The organism is Acinetobacter sp. KH_038 (genome assembly GCF_057839405.1).
Genome location: NZ_CM174489.1, coordinates 560,656 through 577,409 on the forward strand (window position 1 = coordinate 560,656; position 16,754 = coordinate 577,409).

General features: G+C 46.4%; 12 protein-coding genes. 7 read left to right on the forward strand and 5 right to left on the reverse strand.

Going from position 1 to position 16,754, the window contains the following annotated elements; genetic code table 11:
• Nucleotides 1-12: 12 nt before the first annotated feature.
• Both rho and trxA read right to left on the reverse strand, forming a co-directional pair.
• Nucleotides 13-1,281, reverse strand: coding sequence for a transcription termination factor Rho (gene rho / locus AC3IT7_RS02570; RefSeq protein WP_475653877.1), 1,269 nt, complete (start codon nt 1,279-1,281; stop codon nt 13-15).
• A gap of 322 nt (nt 1,282-1,603) precedes the next feature.
• Entirely contained in the window at nt 1,604-1,930 is a 327-nt protein-coding gene (gene trxA / locus AC3IT7_RS02575) for a thioredoxin (RefSeq protein ID WP_004278266.1), read from the reverse strand.
• Between the two features lie 261 nt (nt 1,931-2,191).
• Between trxA and ppx the strand changes: the two genes are divergently transcribed.
• The 5 genes from ppx to AC3IT7_RS02600 are packed head-to-tail and all read left to right on the forward strand — an operon-like array spanning nt 2,192 to nt 7,311.
• The gene (ppx, locus tag AC3IT7_RS02580) at nt 2,192-3,712 is read left to right on the forward strand and encodes an exopolyphosphatase (RefSeq protein ID WP_489249291.1); all 1,521 of its coding nucleotides are present in this window, start codon (nt 2,192-2,194) and stop codon (nt 3,710-3,712) included.
• 30 nt (nt 3,713-3,742) lie between these two features.
• Entirely contained in the window at nt 3,743-4,567 is an 825-nt protein-coding gene (locus AC3IT7_RS02585) for an acetyl-CoA carboxylase carboxyltransferase subunit alpha (RefSeq protein ID WP_475653875.1), read from the forward strand.
• Nucleotides 4,504-5,880, forward strand: coding sequence for a tRNA lysidine(34) synthetase TilS (gene tilS / locus AC3IT7_RS02590; protein WP_489249292.1), 1,377 nt, complete (start codon nt 4,504-4,506; stop codon nt 5,878-5,880). The genes AC3IT7_RS02585 and tilS overlap by 64 nt, the downstream gene beginning before the upstream one ends.
• Nucleotides 5,881-5,882: 2 nt before the next feature.
• Nucleotides 5,883-6,722, forward strand: coding sequence for a pyrroline-5-carboxylate reductase (proC, locus tag AC3IT7_RS02595; RefSeq protein ID WP_475653873.1), 840 nt, complete (start codon nt 5,883-5,885; stop codon nt 6,720-6,722).
• 19 nt (nt 6,723-6,741) lie between these two features.
• Nucleotides 6,742-7,311 (forward strand): YggT family protein, encoded by a 570-nt coding sequence (locus AC3IT7_RS02600; protein ID WP_005095820.1) that lies wholly within the window; start codon nt 6,742-6,744, stop codon nt 7,309-7,311.
• Nucleotides 7,312-7,651: 340 nt separating this feature from the next.
• On the opposite strand, the gene polA is transcribed toward AC3IT7_RS02600, so the two are convergent.
• Nucleotides 7,652-10,414 carry a DNA polymerase I gene (polA, locus tag AC3IT7_RS02605; RefSeq protein WP_489249293.1) on the reverse strand — a complete coding sequence of 921 codons (2,763 nt, stop codon included), beginning with the start codon at nt 10,412-10,414 and terminating at the stop codon, nt 7,652-7,654.
• Between the two features lie 161 nt (nt 10,415-10,575).
• Here polA and AC3IT7_RS02610 point away from each other — a divergent pair, with 161 nt between their 5' ends.
• Nucleotides 10,576-13,284 (forward strand): DUF2339 domain-containing protein, encoded by a 2,709-nt coding sequence (locus AC3IT7_RS02610; RefSeq protein ID WP_489249294.1) that lies wholly within the window; start codon nt 10,576-10,578, stop codon nt 13,282-13,284.
• 97 nt (nt 13,285-13,381) lie between these two features.
• On the opposite strand, the gene AC3IT7_RS02615 is transcribed toward AC3IT7_RS02610, so the two are convergent.
• Nucleotides 13,382-14,305, reverse strand: a complete 924-nt coding sequence (locus AC3IT7_RS02615; protein ID WP_489249295.1) for a mechanosensitive ion channel family protein — start codon at nt 14,303-14,305, stop codon at nt 13,382-13,384.
• Nucleotides 14,306-14,314: 9 nt separating this feature from the next.
• Entirely contained in the window at nt 14,315-15,094 is a 780-nt protein-coding gene (locus tag AC3IT7_RS02620; RefSeq protein WP_262458235.1) for a DUF432 domain-containing protein, read from the reverse strand.
• Between the two features lie 144 nt (nt 15,095-15,238).
• Here AC3IT7_RS02620 and gspE point away from each other — a divergent pair, with 144 nt between their 5' ends.
• Complete coding sequence (gene gspE, locus AC3IT7_RS02625) at nt 15,239-16,726, forward strand: type II secretion system ATPase GspE (RefSeq protein WP_489249296.1); 1,488 nt, start codon at nt 15,239-15,241, stop codon at nt 16,724-16,726.
• Nucleotides 16,727-16,754: the final 28 nt, after the last annotated feature.

Here is a 16,754-nt window from a genome sequence, read left to right on the forward strand (position 1 = left end):
TCATTTGAAATTTTAATTTGATGCTTTGCGTTTCATCTGATCAAAGAAATCATCATTGGTCTTGGTTTCTTTCATGCGATCAAGCAGGAATTCCATTGCGGCCAATTCATCCTGGGTATGAAGCAGCTTACGCAGAATCCAGACTTTACGTAAATTGTCTTCAGACATAAGACGCTCTTCGCGACGTGTACCTGACTTTTTGATGTTCATTGCAGGGAATACGCGTTTTTCAGCAATACGGCGATCAAGGGTGATTTCCTGGTTACCTGTACCTTTGAATTCTTCGTAGATCACTTCATCCATCTTGCTGCCTGTGTCAATCAGGGCAGTAGAGATAATGGTCAATGAACCACCTTCTTCAATATTACGTGCAGCACCGAAGAAACGTTTAGGGCGTTCTAAGGCATGCGCATCGACACCACCGGTTAATACCTTGCCTGATGACGGGATAACCGTGTTATAAGCACGTGCCAGACGGGTAATCGAATCCAGCAGAATCACCACATCTTTTTTGTGTTCAACCAGACGTTTTGCTTTTTCAATCACCATTTCAGCGACTTGAACATGGCGTGCAGGTGATTCATCAAAGGTAGAAGCGACCACTTCACCGCGAACCGTACGTTCCATCTCGGTCACTTCTTCTGGACGTTCATCAATCAACAGAACGATCAGAATGGCTTCGGGATTATTACGAACAATCGATTGCGCGATACTTTGCAGCAACATGGTTTTACCCGCTTTTGGCGGTGCCACGATAATTGAACGCTGGCCTTTACCAATCGGCGCCACCAAGTCGATCACACGCGTAGTCAAGTCTTCAGTCGTACCGTTACCCAGTTCCATTACCAGCTGTTCAGTCGGGAATAAAGGGGTTAAGTTTTCGAACAGAATCTTGTTGCGTGAGTTTTCAGGGGTGTCGTAGTTAATCTGATTCACTTTCAACAAGGCAAAATAACGTTCGCCTTCTTTGGGTGGACGGATAGTGCCAGTAATGGTATCGCCAGTGCGTAGGTTAAAACGACGAATTTGAGAAGGGCTGACATAGATATCGTCAGGGCCTGCTAAATAAGAACCTGCGGCTGAGCGTAAGAAGCCAAAACCATCTGATAAAATTTCTAGAACGCCATCACCAAAAATCTCTTCGCCATTCATTGCATGACGTTTTAAGATGGCAAAAATAATGTCTTGCTTACGGTTACGGGCCATACCTTCAAGGCCCATAAACTCGGCAATCTTGATGAGTTCGCCAATCGGTTTTTTCTTGAGTTCGGTTAAATTCATAGGTGGTCAGATAGAATCAAAGTTCTGAGGTACAGGTTAGAAAGGGAGTAACATTCGGCCGCATACAAGCATTCAAACGAAAGCAATTGAATTTGCAAAAGAACAATTCAGAGATCTGTTTGAGTGTTTCAAAGAAAAATGTGAAAAACAATTTCTATTGCCGAGCGGCATCTTATGTAATGTGTCTTGTAAGAAATTGGCAGGATTTAGGATCCTTTATCTCTTGAATAGCGAATATAAGAGAAAATGTCAGCTTTGTCAATTTATAGCCGAAAAAAATACGCGAGTCGAGCTCGCGTATTTTTGATGAAATACTTTGTGCTTAGATATTGTCATCAATAAATGCAGTCAGTTTAGATTTTGGTGCAGCACCGACTTGAGTTGCTACCACTTCACCATTTTTGAACATGAGCAAAGCAGGGATGTTACGGATATTGAAGTTCACAGCAGTCTGCTCGCAAGAAGTTACGTCAACTTTCACGATTTTTACTTTACCTTGATATTCATCTGCAAGCACTTCAAGCACAGGTGCAATTGCTTTACATGGCGCACACCAGCCAGCCCAGAAGTCGACTAATACAGGGACGTCAGATTGAAGAACGTCTGCTTCGAAGTTTGCGTCAGTAGTGTTTACGATGTTGCCAGACATGGAAGGTGCTCCAGATTAAATATTTTAAAGATAACTAATTATTAGTATTACATAGCCATCTTTAACAATGTAGGGGAATCTGTAAATTTTCAATGCTTAATGTTATTTTGTCTAATGGATGATCACGATAGTCATGATCGTGTCTCGCTATTGTTACCGATAGAAAAAATAATAAGCACTTAAATTGTCGCTACAAATGGCTTTTAAATTGCATGCATGTGAATTACTCTAAGCACAATTCGTTAAAGGTTTATTTCTGGAATGTCTGACTTTTTGATTGATGAAGAATTACTTGCAGCCATCGATATGGGATCAAACAGCTTTCATTTGGCTATCGCCCGTGTCGATCATGGTGAAGTCAAAAAAGTGGCATCAATGTCAGAAAAGGTTCAGCTTGCAGCTGGACTGGATGAAAATAAAAATTTAACGGAGGCCGCACAGCAGCGTGGTTTGGCTTGTCTGGCACGTTTTGTCGGACGTCTGGGGTCAGTGCAGCCGAATCGTTTGCGTATCGTTGCCACCAATGCGCTGCGTCAGGCCAAAAATGGCCATGAATTTATTCAGAGAGCTGCAGAAATTTTACCTAAACCTATCGAAATTATTGCTGGCCGTGAAGAAGCGCGCCTGATTTATCTCGGGGTTTCGCATACCATGGCCAATAGTGGCCGTCGTCTGGTGATTGATATTGGTGGTGGTTCGACCGAACTGATTATCGGGGAAGAATTCGAACCGATTCATACCGAATCGGTACAAATGGGCTGTGTGGCATTTACCAAAGCTTACTTTGCCGATGGAGAAATCAGTGCCAAAGCCTTTGATAAAGCGGTTACTGCGGCACGTAAGGAAATTTCCGGTATTGCCAATACTTATAAATCTGCCGGTTGGGATGCCGTGGTTGGCTCCAGTGGTACCATTAAAGCCTGTCGCCAGATCTGCATCAATATGGGTTGGAGCAATGATCGTGAACAGTTGACGCGTGAAGGCCTGGAAAAACTTAAAGACAAACTGCTCAAATATAAATATGTTTCGGACATGGAGTTCGAGGGTCTGAAAGAAGACCGCCGCGCGGTATTACCCGCCGGGATTGCGATTCTGTATGCCGTGTTTGATGTACTCGGCATTGATTATCTGGTTTATTCGGATGGTGCGCTGCGTGAAGGCGTGATGTATGACTTGCTGGGCCGCTTCAAGCATGAAGATATCCGTGATCGTTCGGTACATGCCCTAATTGGTCGTTATAATGCCGATGCCAAACAAGCTGAACGTGTGGTACAGACCGCACAAAAACTGTTTAATGATGTGGAAAAAGAACTGGGTTTGACGATTGAAGACAGTGACCTGTTACGTCGTGCTGCCTATCTGCATGAGATTGGACTGGCGATCAGTCATAGTGGTTATCATCGTCATGGTGCCTATTTATTGCAGCATTCCGATATTGCCGGTTTCTCACAAGTCGACCAAAATCATTTGTCACATTTGGTCGCGCACCACCGTCGCAAATTGCGCGTTGATGCCAAGCATGATGTGATGAAAGTGGGTGGATCGAAACTTTTATGGTTATGTTTGCTGCTTCGTCTGTCGGTTTTGGTCAATCACAGTCGTAGCGATGAGATGCTTCCTGCCATTGAACTCAAGGTTGAAAATGCGCAACAATGGCAACTCAGCGTGTCTGGTGATGCCCGACAATGGCCATTACTGGTTGCTGAACTGCACGATGAACAGCAACAGTTTAAAAATTGGGAGATTGAACTCTCGATTCAATCCGAACAATTTGTTAATTAATACCTTTATAGGGATGAAAACGGTTAACCTATGAAAAATAAAGCGACTCCATCAAAAGCATGGGCGACAGTGCAGATTGCACGTCATCCGGAACGTCCACAATTCCTGGACTATGTGGGTGAAATATTCACTGAATTTGATGCTTTACATGGTGACCGCCTATATGGTGATGATGGTGCGATGATCGGTGGTCTGGCTCGTTTTGATGGTCAACCAGTGATGATCGTGGGTCAGCATCGTGGTCGTAGTACCCGTGAAAAATTACAGCATAATTTTGGCATGAGTAACCCGGAAGGTTATCGTAAGGCACAGCGTCTGCTAGACATGGCTGAGCGTTTTAACCTGCCTGTGTTTACCTTCATTGATACCATGGGTGCTTATCCGGGTGTTGGTGCAGAAGAACGTGGTCAGGCTGAAGCGATTGCCACCAGTCTGGCGCAGCTTTCCAATCTGAAAGTGCCGGTCATTGCAACCGTACTTGGTGAAGGCGGTTCAGGTGGTGCACTTGGTATTGGCGTGGCAGACCGTGTGGTCATGCTGTCTCACAGTATCTATTCAGTGATCTCACCGGAAGGCTGTGCATCGATTCTGTGGAAAACTGCGGAAAAAGCCGAACAGGCCAGTGAAGCCTTGGCATTAACTGCAGAAAAATTGCAGAAAATGGGTATTGTAGAATATGTGGTGGATGAAGGTGAGGGTGCTCATGTCAATCCGGATCATGTCATGAACAGCTTGAAAGCAGTATTGAAAGAAGCTTTGAATGAACTGCAACCAATGGAAGCGCAAGCACGATGCGAAGCACGTTACCAACGTTTGATGAAGTTTGGCAGCGACAATTTAGGTCTGGTTTCTTAAAACAGCTGCAGGACTTTCCTGCAGAGACAAAATTTCTCATCGGATGCAGTGGCGGCGTAGATTCTATGCTGTTACTGCATCTGATGTTTTTTTTATGCCCGGAAAAAGTTCGGGCAATTTATGTCGATCACCAGTTACAAGCTCCGAGTGCCGATTGGGGCAGGTTCGTGGCAGATCAATGCCAGCAACTGAATATTCCCTGCATCATTCAGCCGGTTCAGGTCGCAAATGGCAATCTGGAACAGCAGGCACGTCATTCCCGCTATCAAGCCTATCTGCAACATTTACAGGTCGATGAAATTCTGGTGCTGGCCCATCATCAGCAAGATCAGGCTGAAACTTTAATGCTACGTTTATTGTCTGGTGCGGGTATTGACGGTCTAGCTGCGATGAAACAGCTGGATAGACGTACAGATTTCACCATTTGGCGACCATTGCTGGACATTTCCCGTGAGCAGATTTGCCAATGGGCAAAAGACTTGAATATTCAGAATATTGAAGATCCGAGCAATGCCGATCCGCATTATGACCGGGCCTGGGCACGGCAAACCCTTTGGCCAGTATTAAACGCACGTTATCCGAAAATGCAGTCTGCGCTGGTGCGTACCAGTGAGCTGATGCAGGATGCCCAGCAAATTTTACAAGAAGTATTACAACAAGATTTGCAGGGGTGTGGAACCGATACACAACTTGAGCTGTCTAAATTTCTTCAACTTTCAAATGCCAGACAACGCCAATTACTCTCCGCCTGGATGAAAGGCACAGGACAGTATCGTCCATCCTTAGATATGGTCGAGCGCTTACGACGCGAAGTGATTCATGCCAAACAAGATGCTCAGGCGGCATTGCATTGGCAAGACTTCTATTATGTACGCTATCAGCAGCACTTATATCGTCTGAGCGCAGCGGTGTATTTAGCCGGACAGCAACCGCTTCAAAATGGCCTAAACAGCTTGAAAGTTGCCTTAAAAGATCGTGTACAGGTCTTGTCTGGACAATATGTCATTGAAACTGCAAAGGTGGGGCTATCTGCGACATTATTGCAGCAGCCCCTCTACTTACAACAGCGTCAAGGTGGCGAAAAGATTCATCTCTATGGCCGTGTTGGTGCCTGGCCGCTGAAAAAAGCGGTTCAGGAAGCGCAAATATTTCCCTGGGCTCGGCATACTATTCAAATATTAAGCACAGATAATGTTATGCTAGGCGTGTTTACCCCTAAAGGATTTTGGTTGGCCCAATCTGCATATTGTGAAGCAGGGGGGTGGCTGCCGATTTCGGTTTCTTCAACTTTAGAACTCAACGACGAGCATTAAACATGAGTGCAGCTTTAAATTGTAATATCAGTTTTATTGGTGGCGGTAATATGGCCCAAGCCTTAATTGGTGGCCTGATTTCGCGTGGTATGCCAACAACACGTATTACAGTTTCTGATCCGGTCGAACAAGTCCGTGCCTTACTGGCGGAAAAAGAAATCAATGTGACCGATGATAATATCGCTGCAATCAAAAATGCGGATATCGTGGTGTTTGCGGTAAAACCTCAAGTTTTGGCACAAGTATTACAGCCTTTAAAAGGTCTGGTCAGTGATAAGCTGATTATTTCCATTGTTGCCGGTGCAGAAATTGCAACTTTGGCAAGTTTATTGGGGACGGAGCGTATTGTACGGGTCATGCCGAATACGCCAGCCTTGGTACAGACTGGGGCGCATGGTCTATATGCTCACGAATATGTGGCAAGTAGTGACCGTGATTTGGCCAGTCAGGTTTTGGCCTCTACAGGTTTGACCATTTGGGTCAATTCAGAAGCACAAATTGATGCGGTCACTGCGGTATCGGGTTCGGGGCCGGCTTACTTTTTCTATATGATGGAAAGTATGATTCGTGCGGGCAAAAATTTAGGTCTGGATGAAAAAGTGGCAACTGCACTGACCTTGCAAACGGCTTTGGGTGCAGCGCAAATGGCGATCACCAGTTCTAATACACCGGCCGAGTTGCGTAAAAATGTGACTTCTCCAAATGGAACCACGCAGGCAGCACTTGAAGTCTTCGATCGCGCCCAGATTTCTCAAAATATTCAGGCGGCACTTGCCGCTGCACAAAAACGCAGTCAAGAACTGGCACAAGAGCTCAGTGAAAGCAGCAAATCTTCAGTTTAATTTTTAGGAACGTTCAAGTATGGGTGCAAATTCTGCGCTAATTTTTGGCATTATCATTAACGTCGCGATTTTGCTCGTATTCTTCCGATTTTTAATGCAATTGGCTGCTGTCAGCCCCTACAATCCCGTGGTTCTTTCGACTGTGAAAGCCACCAAGATTGTAGATGTATTTGGTCGAATTTTCCCAACTTTGGCCAAAGGTCGTGTCAATACTGCCGCGCTGGCATTATTGGTGGTGCTGTATCTGCTGAAAATTTTTGGCATGATGTACCTTTCTGGTGGCATGCCGAACGGGCCGGTGCATTTACTGATTTTGACCTTTGTCACCATGATGCAGGATTTGATCCGTTTCTGTCGTTATTTGATTTTCGCTACGATTATCTTAAGCTGGGTGGTGATGTTTACTCAATCCCGTTCACCTTATATTGAAGTGGTACAGGAATTGGCTGAACCCTTGCTGGCGCCTTTCCGTAAAATTATGCCAAATATGGGGATGATTGATCTTTCTCCAATCTTTGCGATTTTAACCCTGATCATTATTGAAATGATTATGAACCAGGTGGCGATTGTGTTGCTCACTGGTCTTTAATCTGGACGCAAAGAAAAGGACGCCGAGGCGTCCTTTTTTTATGTGCTCCTCCCTTTAGAAAAGGGAGGTTGTGAGGGATTTAAACCTCCCCAAGCTCTATTTTCGAAAGAGGGGCTTTGCCGTATACCTTCTAGTTCAAAATTATGGATTTCAAGGAAGGTATAGGGAATAAATAGATGAAAGTTCCTCTCCCGCTGGGATGAGAAGCATTGCTTCGCAAGAGGAGAGGGATTTAAAATTCACCTCTCCCTAACCCTCTCCTGGAAGGAGAGGGAATACGTTTAAAATAATATGCATTTTCACTCCCTCTGCTATTAGAAGAGGGAACTACATGTGATGATTAATGCGCTTCATCCCAGTTTTTGCCTTTACCGACTTCCACCACCAACGGTACAGAAATTTGCAATACGGATTGCATCACTTCTGCCAGTTTTGGTGCCAGTTCATCGGCAATGTCTTCATCGACTTCAAATACCAGTTCATCGTGGACTTGCAGTAACATTTTGGCCTGATCTTTTGGCAACATCTTGTCGACTTCAATCATCGCCATTTTAATGATATCCGCGGCCGAACCTTGTAGCGGGGCATTAATTGCCGCACGTTCTGCCGCTTTACGCACCATCATGTTACGTGCATCAATATCTGGGGTATATAAACGGCGACCGAGCAGGGTTTCTACAAAGCCTTGTTCTAATGCCACCTGACGGGTACGTTGCATATAGTCATAAATACCCGGATAACGATGGAAATACTGCTTGATATAATCCTGTGATTCCTGACGGGTAAAGCCCAACTGACGGATCAGACCAAATTCAGACATGCCATATAACAGACCGAAGTTAACCGCTTTGGCCTGACGGCGCTGGTCATTGGTGACATCTTCCAGCGCAATGCCCAAAACCTCTGCCGCAGTACGGCGATGTACATCCTGACCATGAATAAAGGCATCTAAAAGTGCTTCATCCTGAGAGAGATGTGCCATCAGTCTTAACTCAATTTGTGAGTAATCGGCTGCCAGCAAAACACGGCCTTCCGGTGCCACAAAAGCCTTGCGGATTTGACGGCCAATTTCGGCACGGATCGGAATATTTTGTAAGTTTGGATCGGTCGAGGATAAGCGACCAGTTGCAGTCAGGGCCTGATGATAACTGGTATGTACCCGATGTGAGTCAGTATTGGCCTGTTTGCACAGTCCATCGGTATAGGTACTTTTCAGTTTGGACAAACCACGATATTCCAGAATGAGCTGGGCAATCGGATGTTCAATTTTTTCCAGGACACTTTCACTGGTACTGTATTGTCCAGTTGTGGTTTTTTTGCCGCCTTTTAAGCCGAGCTTTTCAAACAGCACTTCACCGACCTGTTTTGGTGAGCTGACATTGAAACTTTCACCGGCAATTTCCATAATCTGGTTTTCCAGATTCTGCATGGTAGTGGCAAACTCACCGCCAAGTTGATCCAGAAAAGCCAGATTCAGCTCGATGCCATTTTCTTCCATTTCGGTCAGCACACGTGCGACGGGCACTTCAATATTATGCAGAATATTCACCAGTTCAGGGTGTGCCTGTAATTTCTTGCTTAAAACTTCATACAGACGATAGGTGACATGCGCATCTTCTGCGGCATAATGCGCTGCAGTTTCAAGCGGAATCTGGTTGAAGGTTTTCTGTTTGGCACCTTTACCGGCCACCTGCTCATAAGTGGTGGTCAGATGACTTAAGTACAGACGTGCGACATCATCCATGCCATGACGGGTCGCGACAGAATTCAGCACATAGGATGCCAGCATGGTGTCAAAATACCAGCCTGCCAGATGAATGCCATGATTTTCCAGCACATGCGCATCATATTTCAGGTGATGGCCAATTTTCTTTACAGTTTCATCTTCCAGAATTGCTTTGATCTGCGCCAGAATCATTTCACGATTCAGCTGTTCTGGTGCATCTTCATAATCATGTGCCAAAGGAACATAGTAGGCATCCTGCGCATCGAAGGCGACCGAAAAACCGACAATCTGCGCAACGCGATAATCCAGACTGGTGGTTTCGGTATCAAAGGCAAAGCGTTTTTCGGAACTTAAGCGCGCAAACAGTGTATCCCAGTCCTGCTGGCTGAGCACGGTATGATAAGTCGCTTGACCGAGCTGATCATCACTGCTGGTTACAGAAGCATGATCTTCTGTGCTTTCTGGCAAGGTTGCCGGTTTGGCGGTAATGGATTTTGCTGCCTGTTTATAAGCTGAATTATTCGGGTTGTTGGGATGATCTAAAGACTGGAGCTGATTACGGAATTCCAGCTCGGTATACAAATGACGTAAAGTCTCGACATTTGGATCACCCAGCTTTAAATCGTCATAACCAAAGTTAAGATCCAGATCGATGACGATACTGGCCAGCTGATGATCCAGAGTAATACCATCGACATGTTCTTTAATATTCTGGCCAACTTTGCCTTTAATCTTGTCGACATTTTCTAAAATGCCGCCAATCGAACCGTATTCGTTCAGCAGTTTAGCCGCAGTTTTGGCACCGACACCGGGCACGCCCATGATGCCGTCTGAGGCATCGCCCATCAGGGTCAGATAATCAATAATCTGATTTGGCCAGACACCGAACTTTTCAAAAACCCCATCGACATCCAGCGGTTTTTCTTTAAAGCTGTCTTCCAGGGTGACTTTTTCGGTCACCAGTTGTGCCATATCTTTATCGCCGGTCGAGATCAGCACCTGATGTCCCATGGCTTCGGCACGTTTGGCCAATGTACCGATAATGTCATCGGCTTCGGCACCCGGCAAGGTATGCAGGGGAATGCCCAAGGCACGGATCAAGGCATGCAGATAAGGAATCTGTTCAGCTAATTCCGTTGGCATGCTCGGACGGTCACCTTTATAAATCGGTGAAAGCTCATGCCGGAAGGTGGGTTCTGGTGTATCGAAAATCACCGCCATATGGGTCGGTTGGGTCCGGCGCATCAGTTTTTGAATAGCAGAAATCGCACCACGAATTGCATTGGTATGTAAACCGGTTGACGTGGTTAATGGTGGCAGTGCGTGAAAGGCACGAAATAAAAAGTAGGAGCCATCGACCAAGACAAATGGTGGCATGTAATCAATTCCTTATTCAAAATACAGCGCTATTGTACGTGATTTTTACTACGCTCGCTGAGACGAGTCTGAGTTTACAGCTTAGCGAATATCGGCTGAAGATGAAATAAGCAGCACAAGCTGTTGTATGATGGAACGATTCAGAACAGAGAAATATAAGAATGGCTGCAGGACAGAATGAGTTACGTATGATCTGGTTGATTAGCCTGCTGATTGTCGGGGTCAGTGCCTGGTATCTGGATTATCAGATTGTGACTTATTTGTGTGGCGTAGGTTTTATCTTCAGCGTGATGCAATATGTCAGCGCGGTCGAGGCTCCGCTACAGCAACTGGCGGCACAGCAGCAAATGTCCTTGCAACACAATTCTAAAGTTCCATTATATATTTCCTCAATCACTGCCATTGTCGGCGGACTGGCTGAACTGGATTGGCTGATGGGAATCGGGATTACTGCCTGGGTGTTCTTTTTACTCCGGTGGCTGCAGCGTCTGGAAGGGCGTTTGATACAGTTGCAATCGCACGCTCATTCTGCGGATTCGCAGTCCTTGATACCGCCGGCCTGGTCTGATGCTGTACCTGTAACTTCTCAACAAGCTTCAAATTCTCAGTCTGCGCCTAATCTCATCGATCAAGTACAGCGCTGGATTTTTCAGGGTAATCCGGTATTAAAAGTCGCCATTGGTATTTTGGTAATCGGGATTATTTTACTGCTGCGTTTTGCTACCGAGCACTGGCAGCTGAGTCTGGCTGCAAAGTTGGGCCTGGTGGCATTGGCGAGTGGCTGTGTGACAGTACTGGGCTATTACCTGATGTACAAGAACCGCAGTTTTGCTCTGGCCTTGGAAGGCTTGGGCTTAGGAAGCCTGTTCCTGACTTTATTCTTTGCCTATTACAATCTGGTGATTCCAACGCTACCTGTAGCGGCTTTGCTATTCATCATTATTTTGGCAATAACACTGTATTTAAGCCTGAAACAGGAAAGTATCGAGCTGGCCTTGATGGCCTTGCTGATCGCTTATCTGGCGCCATTTACCTTGCCGGTCCGTGACGCTTCTGCTGTTGAACTGATCAGCTATTATCTGCTGATCAATATTGGGGTGGCCGTGCTGAGCAGTTTTCGCCCTTGGAAAGTTCTCAACCAGATTGCTTTTCTGGTTACGACGATTGTCGGCGGAATCTATAGCCTGATTCATGGTGATACCCATGAGCGTTATGCCATGACTGCACTGATTCTGGCGCATAGTGCGCTGTTTATCTGGTTGGGTTTCCGCTTTAGCCAGTTGCTGGCACGTCAGGATCTGTCAGGATTTCAGCTAAAACCGGTACTCGACTTGGCACTGATTTTTGCTGCCCCTATTACCGCTTATATCTTTTTGTATCTGATTCATTTTAATCAGCCAAATCAAAAACTCTGGCAAGCCGGATTAAGCCTGTTCTTTGCACTGGTCTTTGCCGCTTGCTGGACACTGCTGCGCCGAAAACAAACGATTCAGCTTATTTCACAAAGTTATCTCAGTCTGATGCTGATTTTTCTGGCGCTGGTACCACCGATCTTATTGACAGAGCAATGGAGTGTGGTCGGCTGGGCAGTGGAAGGGGTGCTGATTTATCTATGGGCCTTGGAAAAAAATATTCGGGTAGCGCATTATCTCAGCATGGGCTTATTGCTGATGGCCGGACTCAGCAGCCTGTATTATCTGGTCGAGATCAATCCAACGCCGCGCTTGATTTTCTGGATTCTGAGCCTGTGTTATGTCGCAGTCGTGGTCATCAGTCAGCTTAAAGAAAAATACCAAGAGCAATTGAATGTTCTGAGTGTCAGCTTTCTCAGTAGTTTAACTGTTGCGGCCAGTTTGATGCTCTTTGCCTTGCTGGAAGATGAATTTTCAAGTCAGCATGCCTATGTATTGAGTTTATTTAGCATTGTCCTGGGCTATATGCTATTGAATGAAATCATTCTGCGCAAACATCAGCAATGGTTCTGGTTGTTGCCGAAGTGGAGCGGCATTTCACCTTTGATGGTCATCGCCGTGATTCTGGTTTTGGATCGTAGTCAAAATGCGGTAATTGTTTGGAATAGTGCTCTGGAGCGTGGTTTTTTTGCTTTTTCGATGCTATTGCTGGCCATGCTGTGGCTCAGGCCGCTGGCTGGATTACAACTTTCCAAAGAGTGGATAAGTTTGGGTATTTTCTCCAGTTTGGCTTTGGCAAGCCTGTGTCTGATCCCGGGCATGCCTTATCTGAGCATGGCGATTTTACCTCTATTGTTGTGTTTGTGGTGTTATCGACAGGATTCGCAATCTGGCTGGCAGCAGCTTTGGCAAAGCAAGAGTTGTCTGTTACTGATGGGAGTCTGGCTGATATGTTCACAACTGTTCAGTCAACAGGTATTCCAGTATTACTGGCTGCCACTGCTTAATCCCTTTGATCTGGTCAGTATCGCCATGTTGGCCAGTTTTATCTGGATGCTGTTGCAACAGATTCAGGCTGGCCGTGATAAGGGCATGATGGCTGTGTTGATGGTGCTGAGTCTGCTCTGGCTTTCCAGTTATATCGTTCTACGAGCTTTACATGTGTACTTGCAGACGCCGTTTAATGAGTTGGCCTTATGGAGTAATGCCACGGTTCAGCTTAGCCTCACCATACTCTGGGTATTGCTGGCCTGGATCACCATGTGGACGGCGACCTTAAAAAATCTGAAACCAATGTGGATTCTGGGCGGCAGTATTTTGGTGATTGTGACCTTAAAACTGGTGCTGTTTGACCTGTCACATATTGGCACCCTGACCCGAGTGATTTCATTTTTACTGGCGGGTGGCGTGATGCTGCTGATAGCTTATATTGCACCGATGCCGGAGAAAACGGATTGATGGAATCCTCTTCCTAACCCTCTCCTTTAAAAAGGAGAGGGAGCATTCTTCGCTGATGCAGGTTTTGGTTTCGCTGTTACTCTCACCTAAAGTCAATTTATTTTAAATCCGGCTCTCTTTTGAGGGCTTTTTCATTGGCATATTGATCGATCTCTTCATTTTGCAAAGGGCGGGAAAGTGGATGATCGACAAAGCCCATTTTCGGTACCGGAATTTCAATCTGGTTGTCGACAAAGCCATTACGAATGCGTTCCTGCATTTCATCCCGAACCTTGAGGTAGTTTTCCTGCTGGCACCACACTGCAAATAGCAGTTCAATCGAGGATTCACGAAATGCGGTGACGGTCACTGCCGGTTTTGGATCGGCCAGAACCAGCGGGTATTTATTGGCAACATCCAGCAGTACTTCACGTACTTTAATAATATCTTCGTGGAAATTGATCGCCAGGGTAATCGGAATGCGCCGTATCGGAAATTTCGACAGGTTCTGCACCGGTGCCCGGATCAGCTGTTCATTCGGCAACCGCACATAGATATTATCCTGCGTGAGTAGCTTGACTGAAAGCAGGTCAATTGAAATTACTTCACCTTCAATGGTATGTCCACGAATCAAGGTGATTTGAATGGTATCACCGACTTCGAAAGAACCTTCACCAATCAGGAACAGACCGCTGATCAGGTTAGATGCCGAGGTTTGCGAAGCAAAACCCAGCGCGACGGTTAGAATCCCGGCAGCCCCAAGGAAGACGCTGAGTTTAAAACCGGCTTCTTTCAGGCTAGCCATCACAAATAGCAGGAAGATGAAATAGAAAATGCCGCGGCGCCAGACCAGTTTCTGATGGGCATTAAAACGTACCCCAATGGTACGAATAAAGGTATTGGAAATGAAGCGTGCGATCAGGAAACCAATAAAACACAACACCACCGCGACCAGTACTTCGGTCAAGCGATCGGTATTGATACTGGTAAATACTCCCTTCAGGCTGTTGGTGACTTCGGTCGGAATATTTGAACTTGGCATCAGACGCCCTTAGAAAAATGAATCAAACATATTAAATAAAGCCCCCGCAGGATCACGCGGTGGATGCAGATAGGCCACTTCGCCGGCATTTGGCGGTGTACGGTTTTCGACCCGAATCCGCGGTGGCCGATCTGAACTTTCATGCAGGACCCGGATTTGCGAAGTCCATAAACGGCCGGTACTTTCACTATAAAACAGTGGCAGGGCCGGGACCGGGACGTTCATCCGGTCAAAGCGCAATTGCTGGTTACTGGTATTGTGAAACTCGATCGGGGTTACGGCACGAAAAGCGCGTGGGTTGAGCTGTTTCAGTTCAGTTCTGCCATCGACTGCGGTGGCATAACAGATTTCGCCCGAGCGGTGATTCGGCCCAAACCAGGTATCCTTCGGCAAGATTACCGGCAGGTCAAAAATCGGTTCACGCTGGCCTTCGACAAAACCGGCAATCCATAAGGGCGTGCTGATATAAAGCGTACCGCGTTGTCCGGCTGGAATATAAATGGGATCGACCGGCTTGATCACCACCGACCGGTTGGCCAAACGTGGCATCAACTGCAATTTGTTCTGGGTGGATTTAAACATATAGCGTTCAATCTTGACCGGCGGTGGAAAGGCAAAATTCGGATCATCAATCTGATGCCATTGCTGCTCATAATCGTATTGCACCACAGGACGATAGTATTCCAGTCGCCACTCCTGAATGCCCCGGGTCAGACGAAACAGCAGAGAGCCAAACTGCCATGCTTTGGACTGATTAATTTCAAAATTCTGTTCTCCCCACCAGCGCATTTTCGCTGTATTCGGGCTTGATTCATCTTTATCTTGCGGCAATGTTGGCACCCTTTCTTGCTAAATCTTTGAAAACATACTTCACGCTGTCATATGCTTAGAGTACACTCAATTTAAATTTTTTCATCATTATTATAATCCGCGATGCAAGTACTTAAACAATTACAAATCCCATATAGCTTCGCCAAGCGCCATGGTGTGCTGTTGCGTTATGAGGGAAATCAGGCCTTTATTTTGCGTCGTGACAATACCTCGATGCTTGCATTGCAGGAAGCGCGCCGTCTGCTCGGTTATCCGGCGCATTTTCAACTGTGTAGCGAACAGGAATTTAACCAGTTGCTCAGCTCCAGTTTTGCCGGAGATAGCGGGGAATCCCAGCAGGTTGCTGCCGGTCTGGAAGATCATCCGGATTTACTCAGTCTGGCCGATTCTGTACCTGAAGCTGAAGACCTGATGGATCAGGAAGATGATGCGCCGATTGTGCGTCTGATCAATGCATTATTATCTGAAGCGATTCGTGTCGGGGCTTCCGATATTCATATTGAATCTTTTGAAAAAAAACTGTCAGTACGTTTGCGGGTCGATGGCCAGCTCCGTGAAATTGTCCAGCCACGCCGTGAACTGGCTCCGCTACTGGTTTCACGTATCAAGGTCATGGCCAAACTGGATATTGCAGAAAAGCGTATTCCACAAGATGGCCGTATTTCCCTGCGTCTGGCGGGGCGTGAAGTCGATGTCCGGGTATCCACCTTGCCATCTTCTTATGGCGAACGTGTGGTGATGCGTCTGCTGGACAAGCAGGCCGGCCGTTTGAACATGACCCACTTGGGTCTGATGAATAATGACTATGATCGGCTCAAGATCTTGGTACATCGTCCACACGGGATCATTCTGGTCACCGGGCCGACCGGTTCAGGTAAAACCACAACGTTATATGCAGCACTGTCTGACCTGAATGATGGTTCCAAAAATATTCTGACCGCTGAAGATCCGATTGAATACCAGCTCGAAGGGATCGGTCAGACGCAGGTCAATACCAAAGTGGATATGACCTTTGCGCGTGCCTTAAAAGCCATGCTGCGCCAGGACCCGGATGTGGTGATGGTCGGCGAGATTCGTGATCTGGAAACTGCAGAAATTGCGGTACAGGCATCATTGACGGGGCATCTGGTACTCTCAACCCTGCATACCAATACCGCGATTGGCGCAGTTACGCGTCTGAAAGATATGGGAATTGAACCTTTCCTGCTATCCAGTTCCCTGATTGGGGTAATTGCCCAGCGTCTGGTCAGAACGCTATGTCCACATTGCGCAACCTGGCATGAAGCAGATGCTTTCGAAACCAATCTGTTTGAAAACATTGAGCATCCGCAGGATTTAAGACTACCGCAACCGCAAGGCTGTGAACGTTGTGGCAATACCGGCTTTAGCGGACGTACTGCGATTTATGAAATTGTACCCGTCGATGATCACATGCGCCGTCTGGTTCATGGCAATGCGGCTGAATATGAAATAGAAAGTTATGCGCGGCAGCAGTCCGGTTCAATTCGGGATGATGGCCTGCGCAAGGTATTGGCGGGTAAAACCACCATTGAAGAAGTATTGCGAGTCACCAACGAAGCAGCAGAGTAATTGTCTAATCTGCTGCTTTTAAAGACTG

Excerpts from the sequence above, each read along its gene's own strand:
- AC3IT7_RS02615 (WP_489249295.1), bottom strand. The coding sequence starts at position 14,305 with ATGCCAAGTTCAAATATTCCGACCGAAGTCACCAACAGCCTGAAGGGA.
- AC3IT7_RS02610 (WP_489249294.1), top strand. The coding sequence starts at position 10,576 with ATGGCTGCAGGACAGAATGAGTTACGTATGATCTGGTTGATTAGCCTG.
- rho (WP_475653877.1), bottom strand. The coding sequence starts at position 1,281 with ATGAATTTAACCGAACTCAAGAAAAAACCGATTGGCGAACTCATCAAG.
- AC3IT7_RS02620 (WP_262458235.1), bottom strand. The coding sequence starts at position 15,094 with ATGCGCTGGTGGGGAGAACAGAATTTTGAAATTAATCAGTCCAAAGCA.
- tilS (WP_489249292.1), top strand. The coding sequence starts at position 4,504 with ATGCGAAGCACGTTACCAACGTTTGATGAAGTTTGGCAGCGACAATTT.
- AC3IT7_RS02585 (WP_475653875.1), top strand. The coding sequence starts at position 3,743 with ATGAAAAATAAAGCGACTCCATCAAAAGCATGGGCGACAGTGCAGATT.
- gspE (WP_489249296.1), top strand. The coding sequence starts at position 15,239 with ATGCAAGTACTTAAACAATTACAAATCCCATATAGCTTCGCCAAGCGC.
- AC3IT7_RS02600 (WP_005095820.1), top strand. The coding sequence starts at position 6,742 with ATGGGTGCAAATTCTGCGCTAATTTTTGGCATTATCATTAACGTCGCG.
- polA (WP_489249293.1), bottom strand. The coding sequence starts at position 10,414 with ATGCCACCATTTGTCTTGGTCGATGGCTCCTACTTTTTATTTCGTGCC.
- ppx (WP_489249291.1), top strand. The coding sequence starts at position 2,192 with ATGTCTGACTTTTTGATTGATGAAGAATTACTTGCAGCCATCGATATG.
- proC (WP_475653873.1), top strand. The coding sequence starts at position 5,883 with ATGAGTGCAGCTTTAAATTGTAATATCAGTTTTATTGGTGGCGGTAAT.
- trxA (WP_004278266.1), bottom strand. The coding sequence starts at position 1,930 with ATGTCTGGCAACATCGTAAACACTACTGACGCAAACTTCGAAGCAGAC.